Origin of the sequence: Pseudochrobactrum saccharolyticum (assembly GCF_008801715.1) — a bacterium.
Lineage (GTDB): Bacteria > Pseudomonadota > Alphaproteobacteria > Rhizobiales > Rhizobiaceae > Pseudochrobactrum > Pseudochrobactrum saccharolyticum.
The window spans coordinates 212,024-236,992 of record NZ_VZPG01000003.1 but is presented as its reverse complement, the minus strand read 5'-3'; the positions used below and the strand labels follow the sequence as shown (position 1 = coordinate 236,992).

At 52.2% G+C, this 24,969-nt stretch carries 22 protein-coding genes; 13 read left to right on the top strand and 9 right to left on the bottom strand.

The features are described 5' to 3' along the window. Positions 1–347: 347 nt before the first annotated feature. From F7P81_RS11240 to ahpC, 3 genes are all read right to left on the bottom strand, one after another. The gene (locus tag F7P81_RS11240) at positions 348–1,253 is read right to left on the bottom strand and encodes a LysR substrate-binding domain-containing protein (RefSeq protein ID WP_151159572.1); all 906 of its coding nucleotides are present in this window, start codon (positions 1,251–1,253) and stop codon (positions 348–350) included. Positions 1,254–1,266: 13 nt separating this feature from the next. Further along, positions 1,267–2,835, bottom strand: coding sequence for an alkyl hydroperoxide reductase subunit F (ahpF, locus tag F7P81_RS11235; RefSeq protein WP_151159571.1), 1,569 nt, complete (start codon positions 2,833–2,835; stop codon positions 1,267–1,269). A 79-nt stretch (positions 2,836–2,914) separates the two neighbouring features. Continuing rightward, on the bottom strand, positions 2,915–3,478 hold the full coding sequence (ahpC, locus tag F7P81_RS11230) for an alkyl hydroperoxide reductase subunit C (RefSeq protein ID WP_022709552.1): 564 nt from the start codon (positions 3,476–3,478) through the stop codon (positions 2,915–2,917). A gap of 494 nt (positions 3,479–3,972) precedes the next feature. On the opposite strand from ahpC, the gene F7P81_RS11225 reads away from it, so the two are divergent. The 3 genes from F7P81_RS11225 (at position 3,973) to F7P81_RS11215 (ending at position 7,135) form a co-directional block, all read left to right on the top strand. Continuing rightward, positions 3,973–4,950 (top strand): 3'-5' exonuclease, encoded by a 978-nt coding sequence (locus tag F7P81_RS11225; RefSeq protein WP_151159570.1) that lies wholly within the window; start codon positions 3,973–3,975, stop codon positions 4,948–4,950. Positions 4,951–5,200: 250 nt separating this feature from the next. Beyond that, a complete protein-coding gene (locus tag F7P81_RS11220; RefSeq protein WP_170265257.1) occupies positions 5,201–6,250 on the top strand; it encodes an acyltransferase family protein in 1,050 nt (349 codons plus the stop codon). 195 nt (positions 6,251–6,445) lie between these two features. Beyond that, a complete protein-coding gene (locus F7P81_RS11215) occupies positions 6,446–7,135 on the top strand; it encodes a DUF899 domain-containing protein (RefSeq protein WP_151159568.1) in 690 nt (229 codons plus the stop codon). 84 nt (positions 7,136–7,219) lie between these two features. On the opposite strand, the gene F7P81_RS11210 is transcribed toward F7P81_RS11215, so the two are convergent. From F7P81_RS11210 to F7P81_RS11185, 6 genes are all read right to left on the bottom strand, one after another. Then, positions 7,220–7,903 (bottom strand): ABC transporter ATP-binding protein, encoded by a 684-nt coding sequence (locus tag F7P81_RS11210; protein WP_370637854.1) that lies wholly within the window; start codon positions 7,901–7,903, stop codon positions 7,220–7,222. Next, positions 7,903–8,652 carry an ABC transporter ATP-binding protein gene (locus F7P81_RS11205; RefSeq protein ID WP_151159567.1) on the bottom strand — a complete coding sequence of 250 codons (750 nt, stop codon included), beginning with the start codon at positions 8,650–8,652 and terminating at the stop codon, positions 7,903–7,905. The genes F7P81_RS11210 and F7P81_RS11205 overlap by 1 nt, the downstream gene beginning before the upstream one ends. Next, positions 8,645–9,625: a branched-chain amino acid ABC transporter permease gene (locus F7P81_RS11200; protein WP_151159566.1), complete on the bottom strand. Its 981-nt coding sequence runs from the start codon at positions 9,623–9,625 to the stop codon at positions 8,645–8,647. Before F7P81_RS11200 ends, F7P81_RS11205 begins: the two co-directional genes overlap by 8 nt. Positions 9,626–9,697: 72 nt before the next feature. Next, positions 9,698–10,618: a branched-chain amino acid ABC transporter permease gene (locus tag F7P81_RS11195; protein WP_121993208.1), complete on the bottom strand. Its 921-nt coding sequence runs from the start codon at positions 10,616–10,618 to the stop codon at positions 9,698–9,700. 157 nt (positions 10,619–10,775) lie between these two features. Continuing rightward, positions 10,776–11,924, bottom strand: coding sequence for an ABC transporter substrate-binding protein (locus tag F7P81_RS11190; RefSeq protein ID WP_022709560.1), 1,149 nt, complete (start codon positions 11,922–11,924; stop codon positions 10,776–10,778). Positions 11,925–12,045: 121 nt separating this feature from the next. Beyond that, complete coding sequence (locus tag F7P81_RS11185) at positions 12,046–12,924, bottom strand: alpha/beta hydrolase (protein WP_246176104.1); 879 nt, start codon at positions 12,922–12,924, stop codon at positions 12,046–12,048. Between the two features lie 164 nt (positions 12,925–13,088). Between F7P81_RS11185 and F7P81_RS11180 the strand changes: the two genes are divergently transcribed. The 10 genes from F7P81_RS11180 (at position 13,089) to pcaF (ending at position 24,718) form a co-directional block, all read left to right on the top strand. Further along, positions 13,089–13,592 carry a MarR family winged helix-turn-helix transcriptional regulator gene (locus F7P81_RS11180; protein ID WP_075656734.1) on the top strand — a complete coding sequence of 168 codons (504 nt, stop codon included), beginning with the start codon at positions 13,089–13,091 and terminating at the stop codon, positions 13,590–13,592. Positions 13,593–13,704: 112 nt separating this feature from the next. Continuing rightward, positions 13,705–15,324, top strand: coding sequence for an AMP-binding protein (locus F7P81_RS11175; RefSeq protein ID WP_116088479.1), 1,620 nt, complete (start codon positions 13,705–13,707; stop codon positions 15,322–15,324). Positions 15,325–15,480: 156 nt separating this feature from the next. Then, a complete protein-coding gene (locus tag F7P81_RS11170) occupies positions 15,481–17,814 on the top strand; it encodes a bifunctional salicylyl-CoA 5-hydroxylase/oxidoreductase (RefSeq protein ID WP_151159565.1) in 2,334 nt (777 codons plus the stop codon). A gap of 17 nt (positions 17,815–17,831) precedes the next feature. After that, positions 17,832–18,632: an SDR family NAD(P)-dependent oxidoreductase gene (locus F7P81_RS11165; RefSeq protein WP_151159564.1), complete on the top strand. Its 801-nt coding sequence runs from the start codon at positions 17,832–17,834 to the stop codon at positions 18,630–18,632. Next, positions 18,629–19,480, top strand: a complete 852-nt coding sequence (locus tag F7P81_RS11160) for an enoyl-CoA hydratase family protein (protein WP_151159563.1) — start codon at positions 18,629–18,631, stop codon at positions 19,478–19,480. Before F7P81_RS11165 ends, F7P81_RS11160 begins: the two co-directional genes overlap by 4 nt. Before the next feature lie 3 nt (positions 19,481–19,483). Further along, a complete protein-coding gene (locus F7P81_RS11155) occupies positions 19,484–20,662 on the top strand; it encodes an acyl-CoA dehydrogenase family protein (RefSeq protein WP_151159562.1) in 1,179 nt (392 codons plus the stop codon). 10 nt (positions 20,663–20,672) lie between these two features. Next, positions 20,673–21,089: an acyl-CoA thioesterase gene (locus F7P81_RS11150; protein WP_151159561.1), complete on the top strand. Its 417-nt coding sequence runs from the start codon at positions 20,673–20,675 to the stop codon at positions 21,087–21,089. After that, positions 21,082–21,477 carry a RidA family protein gene (locus F7P81_RS11145; protein WP_022709570.1) on the top strand — a complete coding sequence of 132 codons (396 nt, stop codon included), beginning with the start codon at positions 21,082–21,084 and terminating at the stop codon, positions 21,475–21,477. Before F7P81_RS11150 ends, F7P81_RS11145 begins: the two co-directional genes overlap by 8 nt. Positions 21,478–21,519: 42 nt before the next feature. Continuing rightward, the gene (locus F7P81_RS11140) at positions 21,520–23,514 is read left to right on the top strand and encodes a 3-hydroxyacyl-CoA dehydrogenase NAD-binding domain-containing protein (protein WP_246176103.1); all 1,995 of its coding nucleotides are present in this window, start codon (positions 21,520–21,522) and stop codon (positions 23,512–23,514) included. 1 nt (position 23,515) lies between these two features. Further along, on the top strand, positions 23,516–24,718 hold the full coding sequence (gene pcaF, locus F7P81_RS11135; protein WP_151159560.1) for a 3-oxoadipyl-CoA thiolase: 1,203 nt from the start codon (positions 23,516–23,518) through the stop codon (positions 24,716–24,718). Positions 24,719–24,969: the final 251 nt, after the last annotated feature.

Genomic DNA, 24,969 nt, shown 5'->3' with positions numbered 1-24,969 from the left:
GCGATACGGCAATAAGATATACAGATTGCGAATGTCAAATTATTAATGAAATATTTTCCATGTGCAAGCGCCATTCTCTGCATCTCAATGTATTGAAGACCAGAGCTTAGCCAAATCTGCACAAGCAGCTATTAAGATATGAGAGCGAGCGCAGCGCATTTTTATGTAACGCATTGTTATTATTGTTAATGCTTTGCAAGCAATGACGCTGTGTCGAAACCTGTCTGAACCGGCTTTATGGACACACACAGAACTTCAACGCACGCGCGATGTTCTCAGCTTTTCACACAAGCGCATATTCACTGACGCGGAATGATTCTGCTGAAGCGCAATATGTTCAGCCCATCTCAGCCCTGTTGCGGCATAAGTTCAGCTACAACACCGGCGATGATTAATGAGAGTTTTTCCATCAACTCACCGGAATTACTTGATCTACGCCAGTAAAGACCAATATTTCTCTGAAACCCATCGGCCTCAAGCGGTAAAAAAGCGATGTGATTTTGCGCATTTGCGCCAATGCAAGCCAGTTGCGGCAATAAAGTAAGCCCCATACCCGCCACAACCATCTGCCGTAAAGTCTCGAGACTGGTACCGCGAAAACCGTCATATTCATGTGCACCATAACGCCGGCACAATGTAAGCGCCTGATCGCGCAGACAATGCCCCTCTTCGAGCAGCATCAGACGCTGACCAGAAAGTGCATCCGCCGATAAGCGGTCTTGTCCCGCCAGAACATGTCCGGAAGGTACGGCCAGATGGAAAGGCTCACAGAATAGTTTTTGTCCGGTGACCTGCGGGTCTTCAACCGGCAATGCCAGCAATGCGGCATCAATCTGCCCGTCGATCAGTCGCTGCAATAAGATGGTGCTTTTTTCTTCCGTCAGTAAAATTTCCATGGACGGAAAATGCCGCATAAACTGCGGCACAATATGCGGCAGAAGATAGGGGCCGAGTGTCGGAAACACGCCCAGATGCAAGCGCCGTGTACCATCAGCACAATGTCCGGCGGCTTCATCGCGCAATTGTGTCACTTCATGAAGAATTATGCGTGCGCGTCTGACTGCTGCTTCACCAGCTTGCGTCAGAATAAGTCCGCGTGATGAGCGCTCAAATAACGTGACGCCCAGCTCGTCTTCAAGCTTGCGGATCTGCGCAGAAAGGGTCGGCTGGCTGGCATTGCAGATTTCAGCCGCACGATGAAAGTTGCGCTGTTCAGCCAGCGCAACCAGATATTCGAACTCGCGGAGGTTCATGCGAGACCGCGCATTAAGCTGCCTGCTCCTCAGCAGGCAGACGGATCAGATAGTCAAAAGCTGCAAGCGACGCTCTTGCCCCCTCACCCATCGCAATCACAATCTGCTTATAAGGTGCAGTTGTACAATCACCTGCCGCGAAGACACCCGGAACCGATGTTGCACCATATAGATCCGTGATAATTTCACCGCGGGCATTCAGCGACACTGTATCCTTCAGCCATTCAGTATTCGGCACAAGGCCGATCTGCACAAAAATGCCTTCCAGTGCGAGCGAACGGGTTTCACCGCTGATCCGGTCTTCATAGGTAAGACCGGTGACACGTTTGCCGTCGCCGGTCACTTCTGTGGTTTTGGCCGAGGTGAGAACAGTCACATTCGGCAGGCTCTTCAGTTTGCGTTGCAGCACTTCATCAGCACGAAGCGCCTTATCGAACTCGATGAGGGTTACATGGCTGACCAGACCGGCCAGATCAATCGCGGCTTCCACACCGGAGTTACCGCCGCCAATCACGGCAATGCGCTTGCCTTTGAACAACGGTCCATCGCAATGCGGGCAGAAAGCAACGCCCTTATTGATATATTGCTGTTCACCCGGCACGCCCATTTTGCGCCAGCGTGCACCGGTCGACAACACAACAGAAGTACTGGTAAGGGATGCGCCCGAAGCCAGCGTCACCTTGAAGCCTTCAGAAATCCGCTCCAGTTTAACGGCCTGCTGACCATTAATGATCTCGGCATCATAATCACGCACATGCGCTTCCAGAGCGCGGGCCAGTTTTGGCCCTTCTGTATGCGTCACAGAAATGAAATTCTCAATCGACATTGTATCCAGCACCTGACCGCCAAAACGGTCAGCAACAACACCGGTACGGATACCTTTGCGCGCGGCATAAACCGCTGCCGCTGCACCGGCTGGGCCACCGCCCACAACCAGCACATCAAAAGGTGCCTGTGCGTTAATCGCCTCGGCAGCACGTTCACCTGCGCCGGTGTCGATCTTCGCCAGAATTTCTTCAGCGCCCATACGGCCGGAACCGAAAGCCTCGCCGTTCAGGAAAATGGACGGGACGGACATGACCTGACGCTCGGCAACTTCATCCTGAAACAGCGCGCCGTCGATAGCGACATGTTTAATACAAGGATTAAGTACAGCCATCAGATTCAGCGCCTGCACAACATCCGGACAGTTCTGGCAGGAAAGTGAGTAATATGTTTCGAAACGGAAATTACCCTTGATGCCACGAATTTGGTCGATCAGTGCCTGCTCAACCTTAGGCGGATAACCACCGGCCTGCAAAAGAGCCAGCACCAGAGAGGTAAATTCATGACCAAGCGGGAGACCGGCAAAAACCAGATGAATATCTTCACCCGGCGAAGTCAGTGCGAAGGACGGCACACGCGCACCGGCCACATTGCCGTGCTTAATCGTGATCTTGTCCGACTGTTCGCGGATTTGTTCAAGAAGTTGCAGCAGTTCGCGCGATTTAGCATCATCTCCGGCATAGGCGATGATTTCAACCGGCCGCACCAGACGTTCCAGATAGCCCTTCAGCTGGGTTTTCAAGTTCGTATCGAGCATACTGTGTTCCTCTTGCTAAACTGTCATAGATAATCGGGCAGCTGCGGAAACAGCCGCCCGTTTTATTATTTACGGTACGTCAGATTTTGCCGACGAGATCGAGCGAAGGAGCAAGGGTCGCTTCGCCTTCCTGCCATTTTGCAGGGCAAACTTCACCCGGATGCGAACGCACATACTGAGCAGCTTTGATCTTGCGTACGAGATCAGAAGCATCACGGCCAATGCCTTCAGCAGTGATTTCCATGGCCTGAATGATACCGTCCGGATCGACGATGAATGTTGCACGGTCTGCAAGACCCTGACCTTCGCGCATAACGCCGAAATTATTGGTTACAACACCGCTCGGATCGCCGAGCATGGTGTAGTTGATCTTGCCGATTGTGTCGGATGAATCGTGCCAGGCTTTGTGTGTGAAATGCGTATCGGTAGAAACCGAATAAACCTCAACACCCATTTTCTGCAGTTCTTCATAATGATCTGCAAGGTCACCCAATTCGGTCGGGCATACGAATGTAAAGTCAGCAGGATAGAAGAAGAATACGGCCCATTTGCCCAATACGTCTTCTTCAGTCACGGAGATGAATTTACCCTGACGGTAAGCCTGCGCGATAAAAGGTTTGATCTGTGTGTTTACGGTTGCCATTGTGCACTCCTGTCAGAATGTTGTCTGGGTTCCGTATAGAGACTAAGGCGCAATTTATAAAGTCAATTAATCATATAAAATTGATAGGTTTTAACTATCGCCACATAAAATTTCTATAAATATAATTAAAACAATAAGTTAGAGAGAAATTTTGCCGGCTTTCCAACGCTCGCCATTTTTGCATAGCAGCTATGCAATATCGTCAACGCACTGCGTTCTGTGGAAATCACTGCTTCCCCGACAGCGAAAAGAGCTAAGCATTACGCCTTGTCTCTGTCCGAGCTCATCCAAAAAAACACTGACACCCAATTCGACAAATGGACTTTGACTTTATTTGCCAAGATTAATTAGAATATGCGCATTCTAGAGCGCCATGTGCCAGACTTGGCACACAAAGGACGCTCTAACACTTTAAAATTAGAGCATAATTTTACCTTAAACTGATCCAAGTTTAAGGAATTATGCTCTAAAGTCTCAATAGTAAGATTTGCGGTATGAATTCAAAGCCAGTCCAGTTTGATATGTTTGACACGAAAACCAGCCATCCGGTTGACGTGACGCCTGTTGCCAACACCCGCAAATCTGTGCCGGATAATGAAGAGGCTTTAGCGCAACAACTGGAAGAAACAGGACGGTTCCGCATTCTGCGCAAGCTGACACCACGCCCGATTGTCAGGCGGGAGGACAGTCCGTTTGAGCGGCTTGCTGTACTTATTGATACGGAAACAACCGGACTGAGCCATGTGACCGACCAGATTATCGAGGTTGGTGCCGTTGCCTTTACCTATAATGATGAAGGTGCTTTTGGTAATGTGGTTGGCGTCTTCAGCGGAATGCAGCAGCCAACCATTCCAATTCCGGCGGAGATTACACGGCTGACCGGTATTACTGATGCAATGGTGCAGGGTCAGACACTTGATCTCCGGTCGCTGGAAGCGATGATCGAACCTGCCGATCTCATTATTGCTCATAATGCCGGATTTGACAGGCCGTTCTGCGAAAAATTGTCTCCATTATTCGTATCCAAAGCATGGGCATGCTCCGTTGCGGAAGTGCAATGGGCGGGGTTTGGCTTTGAAGGCAGCAAACTGGGCTATCTGGTTGGCCAGAGCGGGCTGTTTCATAACGGACACCGCGCGACAGATGATTGCCACGCATTGCTGGAAGTATTGATCCGGCCCGCAGGGGCGGACGCAACCGTTCCTTTCACTGAGCTGCTCAAATCCAGCCGCAAAGCCCGTGTCAGAATTTACGCGGAAAACAGCCCCTTTGACATGAAAGATCACCTCAAAAAACGGGGCTACCGGTGGTCAGACGGTAATGACGGTCGCCCCAAAGCGTGGTGGGTTGAAGTTGACGAAGACAACTATGCCGACGAGTTGCACTATCTTCAATCGGAAATCTATCGCTGGAAAGATGCTGAACCGCTATCCATCAGGCTGACAGCACAGGATCGGTTTAAAAGCCGTTAGTCGCTCTCTTGCCTGATGTTCCGGTTCGAGATTTTACTAAATGTACGAATAATTAAGATATTCTAATATTAATTAACTGCTTAAATTTACATGGCGAACAAGTATTCACATAAAATTCAGGAGATAAACATTTCATACGAACTTTGAAAAACTTTTAATAATCCTGTTTTTACTATAAAAGATATCTCAGAACGTAAAAATTTTTCCGTTTTGAGGATTCTCTATGAGTACGCAGCTTCAGCTTAAGTCTTTGCAGCAAGGTCGTGGTTTGGCTGCGATGGCTGTTGTTGCTTTCCATCTATCTCTGCTGCTCGGTAGTTCCCGCTACCTTAATGATGCGGTTTTTTTAAATTTTACGCATCGCGGAAATTTAGGCGTAGATTTCTTCTTCGTGCTTTCGGGCTTTATTATTGTTTTTGCACATCACAAAGACATTAATCAGCCGGAGCGTGCCCCGGAATATCTGCTGAAACGCTTCACACGACTTTTTCCAGTCTATTGGCTGTATACAGCGATTTTCTGCGGTTTGGTGGCGCTGGGATTTGGCAGCGCAAGCATTGTGCCGGAAAGTTTCAGCAACTGGATATCGACAATATTTTTAATTCGCCTCGATAGTTTCGAACTACCGATCACACCCGCATGGACGCTCATTCACGAACTTGCATTTTACCTGATTTTTGCAACACTTATTCTGAACAGAACATTCGGTATAATTATCTTGGCTGCATGGCTGATGACCGGTGGCATAGTGTTTCAATATGCCGAAGAAGGCTCAAGATCGGCTTTAACCACTTATTTTTCTCCGCTAAATTTTAATTTTCTTATCGGAATGGCAGCTTTTTATGCCTTTCATCGTTTCACGAATATCAATCTGAAACCGGCTTTTCTAACCGGTCTTGCCTTGTTTATTCTCGTCTATATTCTGGAAAGCCGCGGTATCAGCTATCAGTATCTCCAGATCATTTATGCTGTCAGCTTCGGTCTGCTTATTTTGGGTGCAGTGTCCTACGAGAAAAGCGGGTTCCGAACTGCGAAATTTAAAATTCTCAGCCTCATTGGTGATGCTTCCTACACGATTTACCTGACGCATCTGGCATTTCTCGGCCTGATCGCTAAAGTGATGATTAAAATATCTGCATATATCCCGTTGAGCCCGTATTTAATTTACCTCGCGGTCTTCAGCGCAACGATTATTGCCGGATGTTTGCTATATTGGTTCGTAGAGCGGCCACTCTTGCGCTTTTGCAGAACATTAATGAACTCCAGAAAACAGGGCAGCGTGCTCATTAAAGCTGTTTAACAGCCGGAATATTGAGCCGGATTCTCCGGCGCCAACACCATCTTTGTTAAGAAAGTGGTGAACCGTCCGCATTTCCGGTACAACAGACGTCCTGATCTCCGATGCAGATGCTTGTAAGACAGAGCCGTCAGCCCTGTCTTACAAGCATCAGAGAATGATTTTAAGCGATACCATCAACAATAGGAGCTTATTGCAATGCTGCCTGAAATTGTTTCGATGAATGAATGGCAAGCCGCACTCGAAGAGCAAATCGATAGGGAAAAAGCCTTTACCCGTGCGCGCGACCAGCTGAATGCACAACGCCGACGTCTGCCGATGGTTAAAATCGACAAGCCATATTCCTTTACCGGACCGTCGGGAGACGTCAGTCTGGCAGATCTCTTCGAGGGGCGTCGGCAGCTGATTGTCTATCACTTTATGTTTGCACCCGAATGGCGGGCGGGTTGCGACGGCTGCTCATGGGTTGTGGATGCAATGACCCATCCCGCACATCTTAATGCACGGAATACATCACTCGTACTTATCTCACGCGCACCGCTGGAAAAATTGCAAAATTATCAGAAGCGTATGGGCTGGCAGTATCCGAACTGGTACTCCTCGCAGCATAGCGATTTTAATCAGGATATGGGCGCTACAAGGAGTGATCCGGCCACGCCGGACATCATGCAGGAAATACATGGTGTCAGTGTTTTCCTGCGCGATGGCGAGAATATCTATCGCACCTATTTTAACGGCGCACGCGGGGTCGAGTATCTCGGCAGTCTTTGGACCTATCTGGATCTGACCCCTTATGGTCGTCAGGAATTTTGGGAAGATTCACCCGCCGGATGGCCGCAGACGGAGCCATATGTCTGGAACCGGCGCCACGACGAATATGAGCGCTAAACTGCATGCTCACCGGCTGACAGATTTTACCTGCCCCTCCCTGAACGAATATGTTCGGGGAGAGCCCCGTTCTTGCACTACACATTACACGCCGAGATACCGGTCCTGAATATCCGCCGTCATTTCACCGGATGTGCCTTGCCAGACCGTGCGTCCACGCTCCAGCACAACACAACGATCCGCTACCGGCAGCAATTCCGACAGGGTTTTATCGACGACCAGAATGGACTGACCACGCCGTTTCAGTTCCCGCACAGCCTTCCAGATTTCCAGCCGGATCACCGGCGCGAGCCCCTCGGTCGCCTCATCCAGCACGATCAATTCCGGATTGGTCATCAGCGCCCGACCAACAGCCAGCATCTGTTGTTCACCGCCCGACAAAGTATTCGCCTGTTGTTGGCTGCGCTCTTTCAGTCGGGGAAACAACTCATTCACTGCCTCAAGCGTCCATTCCCCTTTGCGGGCAGAAGCCAGCAGATTTTCCGTAACCGTCAGATTTGGAAAACAACGCCGTCCTTCCGGCACCAGCCCCAGCCCCAGCCGCGCAATACGATAGGGCTGCATCGCGGAAATATTGCGCCCCATGAAACTGACTTTACCCTGACGCAGGGGTGTCAGTCCGAAAACCGAACGGATAGTGGTGGTTTTACCCATGCCGTTGCGCCCCATAAGCGCGACGACCTCACCTTTTTCTACATGCAGATCAATACCGAAAAGTGCCTGTGAAGCGCCGTAAAATGTCTCTACCTGATTGAGTTCCAGCAACATCAAACCGCCTCCCCGAGATAGGCTTCACGTACCAACGCATTGCTGCGGATTTCAGCCACAGTGCCGGTCGCGACCACACGGCCATAAACCAGAACGGAAATCCGGTCGGCCAAAGCAAAAACCGCATCCATATCATGCTCAACCAGCAGCACCGGCACTTCATGGCGCAACTTGTCCAGAAATGCCGTCAACTGCTTTGAGCCTTCAGGCCCCATTCCGGCCATCGGCTCATCCAGCAACAGCGCTTTAGAGCGCAGAGCCAATGCAATTGCAATTTCAAGCTGGCGGCGTTCACCATGAGAAAGTTCGGCGCTGGACACCAGCATCCGCGATCCGAGATGCACCCGATCCAGAATGGCAGCGGCCTCATCTTTTAAAACCGCATCCTGCATCACCGGTTTCCAGAAACGGAAACTGGAACCCTGACATGCCTGCAAAGCCAGCATGACATTTCGCAAGGCGGAAAATTCCGGCATCAGCGAGGACACCTGAAATGTCCGCCCCAACCCCAGCTGCGCACGCTGTGTCACGCCGAGCGAGCCTATGTCCTGCCCGTCAAAACGGATTGTGCCACTGTCATGCTTAATCGTACCGGCGATCTGGCCGATCAGAGTGGATTTTCCGGCTCCGTTTGGCCCGATCAGCGCATGGATTTCCCCTTTGCGTAAATCCAGACTGACATCATCGGTCGCTTTCAACCCGCCAAAGCTTTTACGCAGGTTTTTAATGTCCAGAACAGTCTCAGCCATAACGGATTTTCCCTGCAACAAGCCCAATAATCCCGCCACGCGCAAACATCACAACACCGAGCAAAATCAGCCCGAAGAAGAGCTGCCAGTGTTCAACCATGCCACCAAGTGCGAATTCAAACAGCACATAGAGCACCGCACCGATCAACGGACCAAACAAACGCCCCGTGCCGCCAAGAATAATCAGCACGATCAGTTCGCCCGACATATGCCATGACAGCATGGATGGACTGACAAAACGATTGAGATCGACAAATAAAGCACCGGCAAGTGCCGTAATCATCGCGGACAATACGAAGGCGACCAGTCTGATACGCAAGGGGCCAATGCCAACGGAAGCCAGCCGCAATTCATTCTGCCGCGCACCTTCCAATGCCGCGCCGAAACGGGAATTGCGGATGCGTGAAAACAGAAACAGTGCCACCATCAAAACGCCGTAAGCGATCAGGAAAAAGCTCAGCGGTTTGAGCGTATTCACGCCGGGGAAATTATTACGCAATGCGAGGGACAAACCGTCCTCACCGCCATAGGCCGGCCATGAAATCGCGAAGTAATAAATCATCTGCGCGAATGCCAGTGTAATCATAATGAAATACACGCCCGATGTACGCAGGCTGATAATGCCGATCGGCAGCGCGACAAGACCGGCAACCAGCATAGCAACAGGCCAGATAATCAGCATTTGGTCGCTGCCTGAAATCGTGATTGGCAAGCTCATCAGCGCCGATCCGTCGGCAGCATGGCTGGCCAGAATGCCGGTAATATAGCCGCCGATGCCAAAAAATGCCGCATGACCGAAAGACACCATGCCACCAAGACCCAGCACCAGATTAAGCCCTGTGGCTGCCAGTGCCAGAATGGCAATGCGTGTCACCAGTGAGATATAAAATATCTCGCCCATCTGATTGGCAATCAATGCGATGATCGGCAGTGCCAGCGCAAAAACCAGACTTATCATTGTTTCGCGTGTCATCGTGCCAGCTCCTGATATGTCACATTCTCTGGCCTTAAAACCGTTGCGCAGCATGAAGAAAACATTGTGAAATTATCCATTGGCTGCAAACAATCCCTGTGGGCGCACCGTGAGAATGATCGCCATAACAATATAAATCAGCATGGATGCCAGCGCGGTTCCTGCCGTTGCCGCCTGCGACGGCTCCATAAAGACTGCGAACAGTTTGGGCAGCAAAAAGCGTCCCATCGTATCCACCACGCCAACCAGAACAGCACCGGCCAGTGCACCTTTAACCGAGCCGATACCGCCGATCACAATCACCACAAAAGCGAGGATCAGTACCGGCTCACCCATGCCGACCTGTACGGATTGCAGCGCCCCGACCAGTGCACCGGCAAGGCCTGCAAGTGCCGCACCTAAGGCAAAAACAATCGTGTTGAGTTTTGCAATATCAACGCCCAATGCGCCGATCATTTCACGGTCTGCCTCACCGGCGCGGATGCGCATGCCAAGACGGGTTTTTGCAATGAGAAAATACAACCCGACTGCAACAACAATACCGGCACCAATAATCGCCAGCCGGTATAGCTGATATTGCGAACCGCCGGGCAGCGTAACAGAACCCTGCAAAAGCGGCGGAATATCCAGATAAAGCGGGAATGAACCAAATATCCATCGCGTCGCATCGGAGAAAATCAGGATCAGTGCGAAGGTTGCCAGAACCTGATCGAGGTGGCTGCGATTATATAATCTGCGGATCAGTACCATTTCCATGATTGCACCGGCAGCAGCAGCGGCAATCAGGCTGGCAATGAGCCCGAGCCAGAAAGAGCCGGTTGCCGCAGCCACAACGGCACAGGCAAATGCGCCGACCATAAATAATGATCCATGTGCAAGATTGATAACCCCCATAACCCCGAAAATCAGGGTCAGGCCGGCGGCCATCAAAAACAGCATAACGCCGAATTGTAACCCGTTGAGTAACTGCTCAATTAAAAGTGCAGAAGACAAAACCGCGTCCGATCTGTTGATTGGTTCTCATAAAAATATCTTTGAAAAAAGTCGTCTATGCCGCCCGAAGACCTGTTATGGCAACAGTCCGGCCGGTACTGAAGACAGTCTGAGCGAAAAGCAGCGACAGTTCACACTGTCGCTGCATCCGGTTGCATCAGAGCTTGCAGTCTTTTGCATAGTTGTCCTGATGATCGGTAAAGCTTGTTGCTACGATCTTATTGGTCAGGACGCCGTCTTCTTTGATCACTTCGCGCATATAAATATCCTGAATAGGATGGTTATTATTGCCGAATTTAAACTTGCCGCGAACAGATTTGAAATCCGCCGCTTTCATTGCTGCGCGGAAAGCATCTTTGTCATTCACACTTGCTTTGGCGGCAGCGGACAGGATCAGGTTGGCTGCATCATAGCCCTGTGTTGCATAGAGCGAAGGCAAGCGGCCATATTCTTTTTTGAAGGCCTCGACATAGGCTTTATTGGCTTCATTATCGAGATCTTTTGACCAGTGGGAAGAGTTCTTCACACCCACAGCCGCATCACCGATTGCGCCGAGCACATCCTGATCGAAGGAGAAGCCAGGGCCGGTTACCGGAATGGTCATGCCCGACTGTGAATATTGCTTCATGAACGCAATACCCATACCGCCCGGCAGGAAGAAATAAACGGAATCGGCACCGGAAGCACGGATCTGGGCAATCTCGGCAGCATAATCGGTCTGGCCGACTTTGGTGTAAATTTCACCGGCCAGTTTGCCCTTATAGAAGCGCTTATAACCGGTCAGAGCATCGGTGCCTGCCGGATAATTCGGTGCCAGAATAAAGCTGTTTTTATAGCCTGCAGTATTGGCATAGTTGCCGACAGCTTCATGCAGATTATCGTTCTGATAGGCAGCATTAAAGTAATTGGCATTGCATTTGGCACCGGCCAGCGCAGACGGACCGGCATTGGTAGAAACGTAGATTTTATCCTGCGCGACAACGCTTGGCACTACGGCCATTGCAAGATTGGACCAGACAATACCGGTCAGAATATCAACCTTATCACTCTGCACCATTTTGTCAGCGATCTGCACAGCCAGTTCCGGCTTTTGCGCATCATCTTCAACAATAACGCTGACATCTTTATTGCCGGATTGTTTGACCGCCAGCAGAAAGCCGTCACGGATATCAATGCCGAGTCCGGCACCGCCGCCGGAAAGCGTTGTGATCATGCCGATTTTCAGAGGTTCAGCCATTGCAGAACCGGAAAATGCCAGCCCCAGACCAAGACAGGCCGTTGATAAGCCAAGAGTAATTCGTTTCATCAGTGTTCCCTCGCGATTATTGTTATTATGCAGTTCAATAATAAAATGCCATTACTTACAAGCCCGCTTTTGCTTCTCCCTCCGCTTTTGCCATTTCCGAAGCAAAATTAAGCCTGTATCCTTATAAACAGAGTAATCTGCGCGTCAGCACATGGTCTGCGTCTGCCAGACCGTCAATGATATCCATATGATGTTTATGTGGTTCCGCCACTTCATCAATTGAGAGATCAAAACCGCTCCACAAATTAGCCAATGCCTGATTTTGCCGGACAAATTCCGGCAATTCCGCTGCGCCAACCCATGCTGTCACATCAATACCGTTCAGAGGCTCAAGCAAAGCCGGACTTTCCTTGCGCGCCTGTTCCAGATCAAGCCTGAAATCATCATTCATTTTCAGATTCAGCAAAGGTCGCAAATCACTCAGCGCCGAGATCGGTACGATCTTGCGCAAACGCTGTTGCAGGCTGCGGCTCAGGGGGGTCGTAACCGTTCCCATCCGCGCAACCAGATGCCCGCCCGCAGAATGCCCTGTCAGATGTAACGGGCCTGCAACCATCGATGCGGCCTGCACAATTGCCATACCAATTTCAGCGGTAATTTCACCGATCTTCGCTTGCGGGCAAAGTGTATAAGACGGGATCGCTGCGGCAAAACCATGTGCAACGGCACCGGCAGCCAGCCAAGTGAAATAGGATTTGTCAAAGCGCACCCAATAGCCGCCATGCACGAACACAACCAGCCCGCGCGGCTGCCCCTGCGGCATCACAATATCCAGAAGATTACGCTCTTCCGACCCATAGCGCACATCGGCGATCAACCGGTTCTGCGCCTGCATCTGCTCACGAAAACTTTGTGATTTTTGCTGCCATTGCGGAGGAAATTGCGCAGAATTTTGAACATGCAGCACATTCGAATAGGCCAGATCCCAGTCTTTATTGGCTGGACTATCCGGTTCAGCGGGCGCGGTTTTTAAAACCGTTACTGCCGCTCTGATCTGCATTCCCCGTTCCTCCGTCATGACTGCCTCTCAAATATCTCCATAAATAAAAATAATTTCAAGCATGAAATTTCATACTTGAAATTATTTTTGTAAGTGACACCATAAAAGAAATCAGCCGCCCTGCGAATGCAGAAAATCTTTGCAGGCGGCAACGGAGTGAGACTATGAAAAGTGCCGAAAATCAGCAGCAAACAGTAGCGGGCGGACGTGCTTCCGATAAGCAGAGCCTGCGCAACTGGCTGAAGCTTCTCAAATCGACAAAGCATGTTGAAGCAGTCATCCGCGAAAAGCTGCGTCAGGAATTTGATACAACCCTGCCCCGTTTCGACGTGATGGCAGCACTGTATCGGTTTGAAGGCGGCCTCAAAATGACTGAATTATCTGCGGCCTTACGGGTTTCCAACGGCAATGTCACCGGCATTGTTGAACGGCTGGTCAGCGACGGTTCCGTTTTGCGGGTTCCGGTTGCGGGCGACAAACGTGCCATGCTGGTGCGCCTCACCCAAAAGGGACGTGAAGAGTTTGAAGCCATGGCCGCAGCCCATGAACAGTGGATCAGCGAGATTTTCAGCGTGCTGTCACCGGCACAATCGGCAGAACTGGTCACGGTTATCGATACAATCGAACATGCGCTGGCCTTGCAGGACGAGCACGATCATCTGGCTTAACCGGCACCATACCATTCGAATAATCAGGATATCCGTTACGAAAAACACACATCATCTGCCGCCATTTTTTAAAAAATAACGACGCGGGCAAAAGCTCGCAGGGGAACAAAAAATGCTTGGACCAACGGCGCATACAGACCATTTTACCAGAAATAACCTGCCTCCGGTTGAGGACTGGCCGGAACTGTCATCCGGCGACATCACCTATCCCGAATGGCTCAATGCCGGCTATGAACTTTCCGATGCCATGGTGGAAAAAGGGTTCGGCGACCACACAGCTCTGATCGGCAACGGACGGCGGCGCACCTATAAGGAACTCACCGACTGGAGCAACCGCATTGCCCATGTGCTGGTTGAAGATTACGGCGTGCAGCCGGGCAATCGCATATTGATCCGTTCTGCCAATAATCCGGCCATGGTTGCCTGCTGGCTGGCGGCTACCAAAGCCGGTGCGGTCGTGGTCAATTCCATGCCGATGTTGCGCCCAGATGAACTGACAAAAATCGTCAATAAAGCAGAAATCTCGCTGGCGCTGTGTGATACGCGACTGCTGGAAGATTTGCAGATTTGCGCGGCAAAAAGCCCGTTTCTTAAAACAGTAATCGGTTTTGACGGCACCGCCAATCATGATGCGGAACTTGACCATGCGGCACTCAACAAGCCGGTGCGTTTTGATGCGGTGAAAACCGGACGCGATGATGTGGCACTGCTGGGCTTTACCTCCGGTACTACCGGTGAGCCGAAGGCCACCATGCATTTTCACCGTGATCTGCTGCTGATTGCCGATACCTATGCAAGGGAAGTGCTGAATGTGCAGCCGGACGATATTTTTGTCGGCTCACCGCCACTTGCTTTCACCTTTGGTCTGGGTGGGCTGGCCATTTTCCCGCTGCGTTTCGGAGCAGCCGCGGCATTGCTTGAACAGGCCACGCCGCCCAAAATGATCGAGCTGATTGAAACCTATAAGGCGACCATCAGCTTTACAGCTCCGACAGCCTATCGGGTGATGTTGCAGGCAATGAATGAAGGTGCCGACCTGTCATCCTTGCGCATTGCGGTTTCAGCAGGTGAAACCCTGCCCGCCCCGATTTATGAGGCTTGGATAGAGAAGACCGGCAAACCGATGCTGGACGGGATCGGCGCGACCGAGATGTTGCATATTTTTATCAGCAACCGTTTAGGCGATTCCGGACCTGGCCGCACAGGAAAACCCGTTACCGGTTATCAGGCCAAAATCGTTGATGAAAATATGCAGGAAATGCCGCGCGGGGAAATTGGCCGTCTGGCGGTGCGCGGCCCGACCGGCTGCCGCTACCTCGCGGATACACGCCAGAAGGCCTATGTGCGCGATGGCTGGAACCTGACCGGCGACAGTTTCTTTCAGGATGCTGACGGCTATTTCCATTTTGCCGCCCGTGCAGATGATATGATTATTTCTGCCGGTTATAATATCGCTGGCCCCGAAGTTGAGGCCGCCCTCCTCGCCCATGCAGATGTGCAGGAATGCGCGGTCATCGGCGTGAATGATGAAGAACGCGGCCAGATTGTTGAGGCGCATATTGTGCTTCGCAACGGTGCTCAGCCATCTTCTGAAACGGTCAAAGCCTTGCAGGATCACGTTAAAAAGCTGATCGCGCCTTATAAATATCCCCGCTCTGTCCGTTTTGTCGACGCGCTGCCGAAAACCGTTACCGGCAAAATCCAGCGCTTCATGCTGCGTAAGCAAGGCTGAGCGCATCATGCAAATTTATCACTTGACCAAATCCATTCCATCCATATGTTTTAAGTATAAAATAAATTGTGCGCCGGTACCCGATACCACCGCACATCATAAAAATGACTGTGGCCCTATAGCGGGAAACAGAGCATTCAAGGGGAGAATTTGACCATGCGTATCGTTTGTATCGGTGGCGGTCCGGCCGGACTGTATTTTGCCCTGCTGATGAAAAAGAACCATCCCGAGCATCACATCCGCGTGGTCGAACGCAACAAACCCTATGACACATTCGGCTGGGGTGTTGTATTTTCCGATGCGACGATGGAAGCGATGAAGGTCTGGGATGAAACCAGTGCGGCGGAAATTCAGGATGCATTCAACCATTGGGACGATATTGAAGTGCTGTTCAAAGGCACACGCCAGCGCACAAGCGGTCATGGCTTTGTCGGTATCGGCCGCAAAAAACTGCTGAATATTCTGCAAAAACGCTGCGAAGATTTAGGCGTTGAGCTGATATTTGAAACCGATGTGGATGCAGATACGCAACATCCCGATGCTGATCTGATTATCGCCTCTGACGGGCTGAATTCTAAAATCCGTCATCGCTATGCCGATATATTCGAGCCGGATATGATCGTGCGGCCAAACCGTTATATTTGGCTTGGCACCAATAAGCTCTTTGACGCCTTCACCTTTGATTTCCGCAAGACAGATCACGGCTGGTTTCAGGCGCATATTTACAAATTCGATGACAAGACCTCGACTTTCATTATCGAGACCACAGAAGAAGCCTATCAGGCGCATGGTCTTGATGAGATGTCACAGCAGGATTCCATCTCTTTCTGCGAAAATCTTTTCTCGGAAGTGCTGGAAGGCGCACCGCTGATGACCAATGCGCGGCATTTGCGCGGCTCGGCATGGCTGAATTTCAACCGGCTGATCTGCGGCAAGTGGAGCCATTATAATGGTAATTCCCATGTAGTGCTGATGGGCGATGCCGCCCATACCGCTCATTTTGCCATCGGCTCAGGCACCAAACTGGCAATTGATGATGCGATTGAACTGACCAACCAGTTTAACCTGTACGGTCATGACAAAAGTCATATTCCTGCAGCGCTCGAAACCTATGAGGAAATCCGCCGTGTGGATGTAGCGCGCATTCAGAATGCCGCACGCAATGCGATGGAATGGTTTGAGGTGGTTGGCCGGCGCTATGCGGATCATTTTGAGCCGGAGCAATTCATGTATTCCATGCTGACGCGCTCACAGCGTATCAGTCATGAAAACCTGCGTCTGCGCGATAGAAACTGGTTGCAGGGCTATGAAAACTGGTTTGCCAAAAAGTCCGGCCTGCCGATAGAGAGCAACAGCAGCACACGCCATGTGCCGCCGATGTTCACGCCCTATCAGCTGCGCGGGGTGACCTTGGCGAACCGTATCGTCATGTCGCCGATGGCTATGTATTCGGCAACCGATGGTCTGATCAATGATTTCCATATGGTGCATCTCGGTTCCCGTGCGCTCGGCGGTGCCGGTCTGATCTTTGCGGAAATGACCTGCGTTTCTCCTGATGCGCGTATCACTCCGAATTGTCTGGGACTGTGGAACGAAGAACAGCGCGACGGCTGGAAGCGTCTGGTCGATTTCGTACATCAGAACAGCGATGCCAAAGTGGCCATTCAGCTGGGTCATGCGGGGCGCAAAGGTGCCACCAAACCCGCTTGGGAAGGCATTGACCAACCGGTTGATGAAGCGAGCGGCTGGCCGCTGATTTCTGCCTCGGCAGAGCCTTATCTGGTCAATAGCCAGAAGCCGAAGCCTATGACACGCGAAGATATGGATCGGGTAATTGCTGATTTTGTGCACGCGACTGAGCTTGCCGCAAGTACCGGTGCAGACTGGCTGGAGCTCCATGCCGCGCATGGTTATCTGCTCTCCAGCTTCCTCTCGCCGCTGACCAATCAGCGCGAAGATGAATATGGCGGCAGCCACGCAAATCGTGCGCGTTTTCCGCTGGAAGTGTTCAAGGCCATTCGTGCGGTCTGGCCGCAGGATAAGCCAATTTCGGTGCGCCTCTCCTGTCATGACTGGGCGGAAGGTGGCAATACGCCTGATGATGCAGCGATTTTTGCGCAGATGTTTAAAGATGCCGGTGCCGATCTCATCGACTGTTCATCGGGACAGGTCGTTAAACATGAAAAACCAGTTTATGGCCGTCTGTTCCAGACCCCGTTTTCAGACAAAATCCGCAATGAGATAGGCATCCCGACAATTGCTGTGGGTGCGATATCGGAAGCCGATCACGCCAATTCGGTAATCTCCGCAGGACGTGCCGATCTTTGCGCCGTGGCCCGCCCGCATCTCGCAGACCCCGCTTGGGTATTGCATGAGGCGGCAAAAATCGGGCTGACCTCCGTGCCTTGGCCGAAGCAATATTACTCTGGCAAAACCCAGTATGAAACCAATCTGGCTCGTGAAGCCGCTGCGGCTGCCACACTGAAATAACCAGAATGAGACCGGATATGAGCAATAATAAATTCCACGGCAGACATGTTTTAATCACCGGCGCAGGCAGCGGTATCGGTGCGGCAATTGCCCGTGACTTTGCTTTGTCCGGTGCCAATGTCACTTTGTCCGGCAGGCGGCATGAGCCTCTGGCGGCACTGGCCGCAGAGCTCGATCAGGCTGCGGGACGCAAAACCTGTTTTGTTGCCAGCGGTTTTGATGTGACAAATGCGCAGGCGATCAGCACAGGTTTGCAGGCGGCTCAAGCGGCTTTCGGGCCGGTGAGTATTCTCGTCAATAATGCCGGTGAAGCGCCTTCCGCACCCTTTGAAAAAACCAATCTTGAGATGTGGTCGCAGGTGCTTGCAGTTGATCTGACCGGTGTTTTTCAGGTGACGCAGGCTGTGCTGCCGGATCTGAAAACCTATGGCGCAAATGCGCGTATTATCAATATCGCGTCCACGGCAGGGTTGACCGGCTATGCCTATGTCTCGGCCTATTGCGCCGCAAAACATGGTGTTATCGGCCTCACCCGTGCTTTGGCGCTGGAACTCGCAACAAAGGGCATTACCGTCAATGCCGTGTGTCCAGGTTTTACCGATACGCCGATTATCCGCGAGGCCATTGCACAGATCATGCAAAAAACCGGTCGATCTGAAGAAGAAGCGCTGGCGCATTTTGTAAAAGCCAATCCGCAAAACCGGCTGATTAAACCGGAGGAAGTGGCACACACAGTCTTATGGCTGGCATCTCCTGATGCCGCCTCAATCAACGGACAGGCAATTGCAATTGCCGGTGGCGAGGTATTGGCAGGATGAGCGAACAAACCATCAGCATGAACAGTCATCTGGAAGCTTTTAAAAACTATCAGGCACAGCATTTTCTGTGGGAGGTGAGTGAAGACGGACGCGTTGCCACCCTCACGCTCAACCGCCCTGATCGTAAAAACCCGCTGACCTTTGAAAGCTATGCGGAGCTGCGTGATCTGTTCCGCGATTTGGCCTATGCATCGGATATTCGTGCCGTGGTTGTCACCGGAGCGGGCGGTAATTTCTCTTCCGGCGGCGATGTTTTCGAGATCATCGAGCCTTTGACGAAAATGCCGATGCCGGAACTCTTGGCCTTCACCCGCATGACCGGTGATGTGGTGAAAGCCATGCGCAAATGCCCGCAGCCCGTGATTGCGGCTGTAGACGGTATTTGCGCCGGTGCCGGTGCCATTCTGGCAATGGCCTCAGACCTGCGTCTTGCAACCCATGAGGCGAAAACCGCATTCCTGTTTACCCGTGTCGGTCTTGCCGGTGCGGATATGGGTGCCTGCGGAATCCTGCCCCGCATTATCGGTCAGGGTCGTGCAGCGGAGCTGCTTTATACCGGCCGTTTCATGTCGGCCACCGAGGGCAAAGACTGGGGTTTCTACAACCATCTGCATGATGGTGAAAACCTGCTGGCAGAGGCACAAAAACTCGCCAAAACCCTCGCTGACGGCCCTTATTTTGCACATGGCATTACCAAAACCATGCTGGCTCAGGAATGGGCAATGGGCATTGACGAAATGATTGAATCGGAAGCGCAGGCACAAGCCATCTGCATGGCGACACAGGATTTCCGCCGTGCATTTGAGGCCTTTGCCGCCAAACGCCGCCCTGAATTTGAAGGGAACTGAACCATGTCAGATACAGCCTGCCGCGAAGCCCCCGTTCATGAACATCTGGAACTGCCGTTTTTTGAGCAGCAACAGCGCGACTTCGCTCAAAAGCTCAAGGAATTTGCCGCATCCGGTGTTTTGAAAAATATTAATCATCACGACACAGATGCCGCCTGCCGCAAGCTGGTGAAACTGCTTGGGCAAGCAGGACTTCTCGATAGCGTCACCGGCAACAGCGGCAAGACCGAGATTGACTCCCGTTCGGTCTGTCTGGCGCGCGAAACACTGGCATGGCATGACGGGCTGGCGGATTTTGCCTTTGCTATGCAGGGGCTTGGCACCGGCGCGATCGGCCTTGCCGGATCGGATGCATTAAAGCAGCATATTCTGCCAAAAATCTCTTCCGGCGAGTGGTTGTCGGCCTTTGCGTTGTCGGAGAAAGAAGCCGGTTCCGATGTCGCCGCCATGCAATGCGCCGCGGCACAAGACGGCGACGATTATATTCTCAACGGTGAGAAAACCTGGATTTCCAATGGCGGCATCGCCGATGTTTACACCGTCTTTGCCCGCACAGGTGAGGCTGCGGGCACACGCGGCATCTCGGCCTTTGTGGTCTATGCCACTGATCCGGGCTTTTCCATTGCCGAGCGGCTTGAAGTGATTGCGCCGCATCCGCTCGCTACAATCCGTTTTGAGAATTGCCGTATCCCAGCTTCACGGCGTTTGGGTGCAGGCGGCGAAGGTTTTAAAATTGCCATGCGCACGCTGGATATTTTCCGCGCTTCCGTGGCAGCGGCCGCCCTTGGCTTTGCCCGTCGTGCCTTGGATGAGGCTCTCAACCATGCGCGTAACCGGCAGATATTTGGCGCAACACTCAGCGATCTGCAACTGACACAGGCAGCACTTGGCGACATGGCGACAGAACTGGAGGCCGCAACTCTGCTGACCTACCGCGCCGCATGGCGTCGCGATGTGCAGAAACTGCCAACCACCCAGCAGGCAGCAATGGCGAAAATGGCTGCGACGGAATCTGCCCAGATGATTATTGACCGCGCTTTGCAGATGTTTGGCGGACGTGGTGTGCAAAGCGGAGCAATCACCGAAAAACTCTATCGGGAAATCCGTAGCCTGCGCATTTATGAAGGGGCAACAGAGGTTCAGAAACTGATTATTGCCCGCGAATTGCTGAAAACGGCTTAAAGGGTGGATCATGGTTTTTCACACTACAAGACCCTTACGGTTCGGCGATTGTGATCCTTCAGGTATCGCTTATTTTCCGTCTTATCTGAATATTCTGATCGGGGTTCTGGAGGACTTCTTCGCCTCAATCGGAGCCGACTGGAAAAGCCTCAATCATGACCGGCAGATCGCAACACCAACAGTGCGGCTTGATCTGACTTTTGTAAAACCCGGCTTCCATGCTGACCAGCTGGACTTCACACTCAAAGTCACTGCGGTCGGCGGCAGTTCATTGTCGCTCGACCATGAAGTGCGCGCCAATGGCGATCTGTTATGGACGGCGAAACACAAGCTCGTCGCCACTTCAAGCACAACTCATAAAGCCCGCGCATGGCCCGATGATATCCGCGCCGCGCTTCTCAATCATCTGGAGACAGTTCATGCATAAGATTTTACAGCCGGATAACTGGGTTGCCCCGATCGGCTATTCCAACGGCATCTCGGCACGCGGACGCACCATCTTTATCGGCGGCCAGATCGGCTGGAATGAACAATGTGAATTTGAAACCGATGATTTTGTCGAGCAGGTTCACCAGACTCTGAAAAACATTGTCGCCATTCTCGCTGTGGATGGTGCAGGGCCGGAACATATCACCAGCATGACCTGGTATTTCACCGACAAGCAGGAATACAAAGCCAATATGCGCGGCCTTGGTCAGGCCTATCGCGATGTGATCGGCAAGCATTTTCCGGCGATGGCGGCAATGCAGGTGGCAGGGCTGATTGAAGATCGTGCCAAGATCGAGATTCAGGCCACAGCTGTTGTGCCAGACTAAAGTAATTGCCTGAGTAAGCGACTGAAAATCCAGACAGGACATATGATGCACAACCCTTCTGACACGCAGCAGCCGATCAGTTTTTCATCTGCCGTTACCGGTGTGGTGCAGGATGGTGTATTGCATCTCACTCTGGCAAACCCGCCGGTGAATGCGATTTCAGCCGCCATCCGCGAAGGGTTGATGCAGGCGCTGAATTTGGCAGAGAAATCTGCCGTGATCCGTGCCCTCACTCTGCGCGGTGCAGGCAAATTCTTTGCTGCCGGTGCGGATATCAAAGAGTTTGATCTGCCGCCGAGCGAGCCGACTTTGCCGCAGGTGACAGCACGGATTGAAGCATCTGTTAAGCCGGTGATTGCCGCCATTAACGGTGCAGCCCTTGGCGGCGGTTGCGAAATTATTCTTGCCTGCCATTACCGGCTGGCTGTTGAGAAAGCCAAATTCGGCCTGCCGGAAGTGAAGCTCGGGCTTGTGCCGGGTGCGGGCGGAACCCAACGTCTGCCACGGCTGACCGGCCTTGATGTTGCAATCGACATGATCGCATCGGGCAAAACTATTTCCGCACAGGAAGCGCTGCAGAATGGCCTGATTGATGAAATCACAACAGCTGAGAACCTGACTTATGCGGCACAAAAGGCAGCACAGTATCATACGGGCAAAGAACCCCGCCGCACATTGGCTTTGTCTGTTCAGCCTGTAAACACTGAACAGACAACGGCAAAAATTCTTGCCAAAGCGCGCGGGCGTCTCGCCCCTACCGAGACCGTGCGTCTGGTATCACTGACGGCAACACTCTCTGCCGAACAAGCTTTGGCCGAAGAACGCACCACATTTCTGCGCCTTCGTGAAAGCGATGAAGCTAAAGCCTTGCGGCATGTGTTTTTCGCCGAACGTGAAGCCGGAAAGCATGATCTGCCTGCCGGAACCGTGCCACGGCCGGTTGCTACAATCGGCATTGCCGGCACGGGTATGATGGGCTCGGCAATTGCGGTTGCGGCCCTTGCCGCTGGCTATCAGCTTATCGGCTATGAGCCGACACAGGAAGCGGCAGATGCCGGTCTTGCCCGCATCACAGCACTGCTGAACAAGCAGTTTCAGTCCGGCCGCCTCAGTGAACAGGCGCTAGAACAGCAGCGAGCAAATTGCACAGTCAGCGCTGATATCAGCGCGCTTGCCGGTGCTGATCTGGTGATTGAAGCAGTGTTTGATGATTTTGAGGTTAAATCAGAACTGTTTCGCCGTCTGTCCGGCGTTTTGCGTGACGATGCTATTGTTGCCACCAATACCAGCTATCTCAATCCTGATGAATTAGCACTTAAGATCAGCAATCCGTCGCGGGTTATCGGCATGCATTTCTTCTCACCGGCGCATATTATGCGCCTGCTGGAAGTAGTCAATTGTGCAGAAACAGCGCCCGATGTGCTGACAACCACGCTTGAACTTGCCAAAAAACTGAACAAGCTGGCTATTGTCTGCGGCGTTTGTGAAGGCTTTATCGGCAACCGGATTTTCTCTGCCTATCGCCGCGAGGCCGAGTTCATGCTCGAGCAAGGCGCATGGCCGCATGAGATTGACGCTGCGCTTGAGCATTACGGCTTTCCCATGGGGCTGTTTGCTGTCTGCGATATGGCGGGACTGGAGATTGCCTGGGCAAAACGCAAGCGTCAGGCGGCAACGCGCAACCCTGATGAGCCTTATTGCAACATTCCCGACCGCCTCTGCGAGGCAGGCCGTTTTGGGCAAAAGAGCGGTAGAGGCTGGTATATTTATAGTGACGGCAAGCGACAGGCCGATCCGGATGTCACCGCGATTATCGAAGCGGCACGGTTTGAGAAAAACATTACGCCGCGCCCCTTCACACCGGATGAAATCATAAGTCAGCTTTTAAAGGCAATGGCCAATGAAGGTGAACAATTGTTGCGTGAGGGTATTGCAGCGCGCAGCGGCGATATCGATCTGGTGCTGATTAACGGCTATGGCTTTCCCGCGCATAAAGGCGGGCCAATGTTTGCTGCACAAAATCATAAGGAACACTAATATGAGCGAAGCCTATATTATCGGCGGTGTGCGCACGCCAATCGGCCGTTATGGCGGCGCACTCTCAGCAGTGCGGCCTGATGATATGGCAGCGCATACTATCCGTGAGGCGCTGGCACGTTTCCCGTCTTTGAGCGCAGAGATGATTGATGAAGTGGTGTTCGGTTGCGCCAATCAGGCTGGTGAGGACAACCGCAATGTCGCACGGATGGCAGTCTTGCTCTCCGGTCTCGGTGAAACTGTACCTGCAACAACGCTCAACCGTCTTTGCGGCTCCGGTCTGGATGCCGTGGGCTATGCGGCGCGTGCAGTTAAACTCGGTGAGGCAGATATTATCATCGCCGGTGGTGTTGAGAGCATGTCACGCGCGCCATTTGTGATGCCCAAAGCCGATGCAGCGTTTCAACGGCAGAATGTGGTCTATGACACGACTATCGGCTGGCGCTTTATCAATCCGCAGCTCGACAAAAATTACGGCAGTGAATCCATGCCGGAAACCGCTGAAAATCTCAGCGCTGATTATAATATCAGCCGCGCAGATCAGGATGCATTCGCATTGCGCAGCCAGCAACGCGCGGCAGCAGCCATGCATAGCGGGCGTCTGGCACAGGAAATTGCCCCTTACACAATTGCAGGGCGCAAAGGCACCAGCACGATTGTTGCTCAGGATGAACAGCCGCGCGAAACTTCACTGGAGAAACTGGCTAGCCTTGCTACGCCGTTTCGACGCGGCGGCACGATCACCGCAGGCAATGCCTCAAGCGTAAATGACGGTGCGGCAGCGGTTATTATCGCCTCCAAACAGGCGGTTGAGCGCTACGGCCTGACACCGCTGGCACGGATCAGCGGCATGGCAACGGCAGGTGTTGCACCGCGCATTATGGGCATCGGCCCTGTGCCTGCCACACAAAAACTGCTGCATCGCCACGGACTTACCATGGCCGATATCGGTCTGGTTGAGCTGAATGAGGCTTTTGCCGCGCAGGCTCTGGCCTGCATGCGCCAGCTCGGGCTGGATGATGATGCAGCGCATGTCAATCCGAATGGCGGTGCAATTGCGCTTGGTCATCCGCTGGGCATGTCCGGTGCAAGGCTAACCTTAACATCTGCTATTGAACTGCACGCACGAGGTACAAAGCACGCTCTGGCAACCATGTGTGTGGGTGTCGGTCAGGGCATCTCCATGCTGCTCAGCCAGCCCTGACAGTTTTATTACAACCTGACTGGTCATTTCCGGCCGCCTGATAATATTCCGAAGTCTGTGTGAGGCAAAATCTGTTAAAATTTCAAAAACAGAACTTTTTTGCCACACTCAGGACTTTGTGAAACAAATTATACATTTTTGCACTTGGCAAAACCGATTGCTCATTTATTGTGCCAACATCTGAAACACTGGCAAGAGGTATGAGATGCGTGTCTATCCATTTCCGTCGGTGCCCGGTGTTCGCGCGGGTG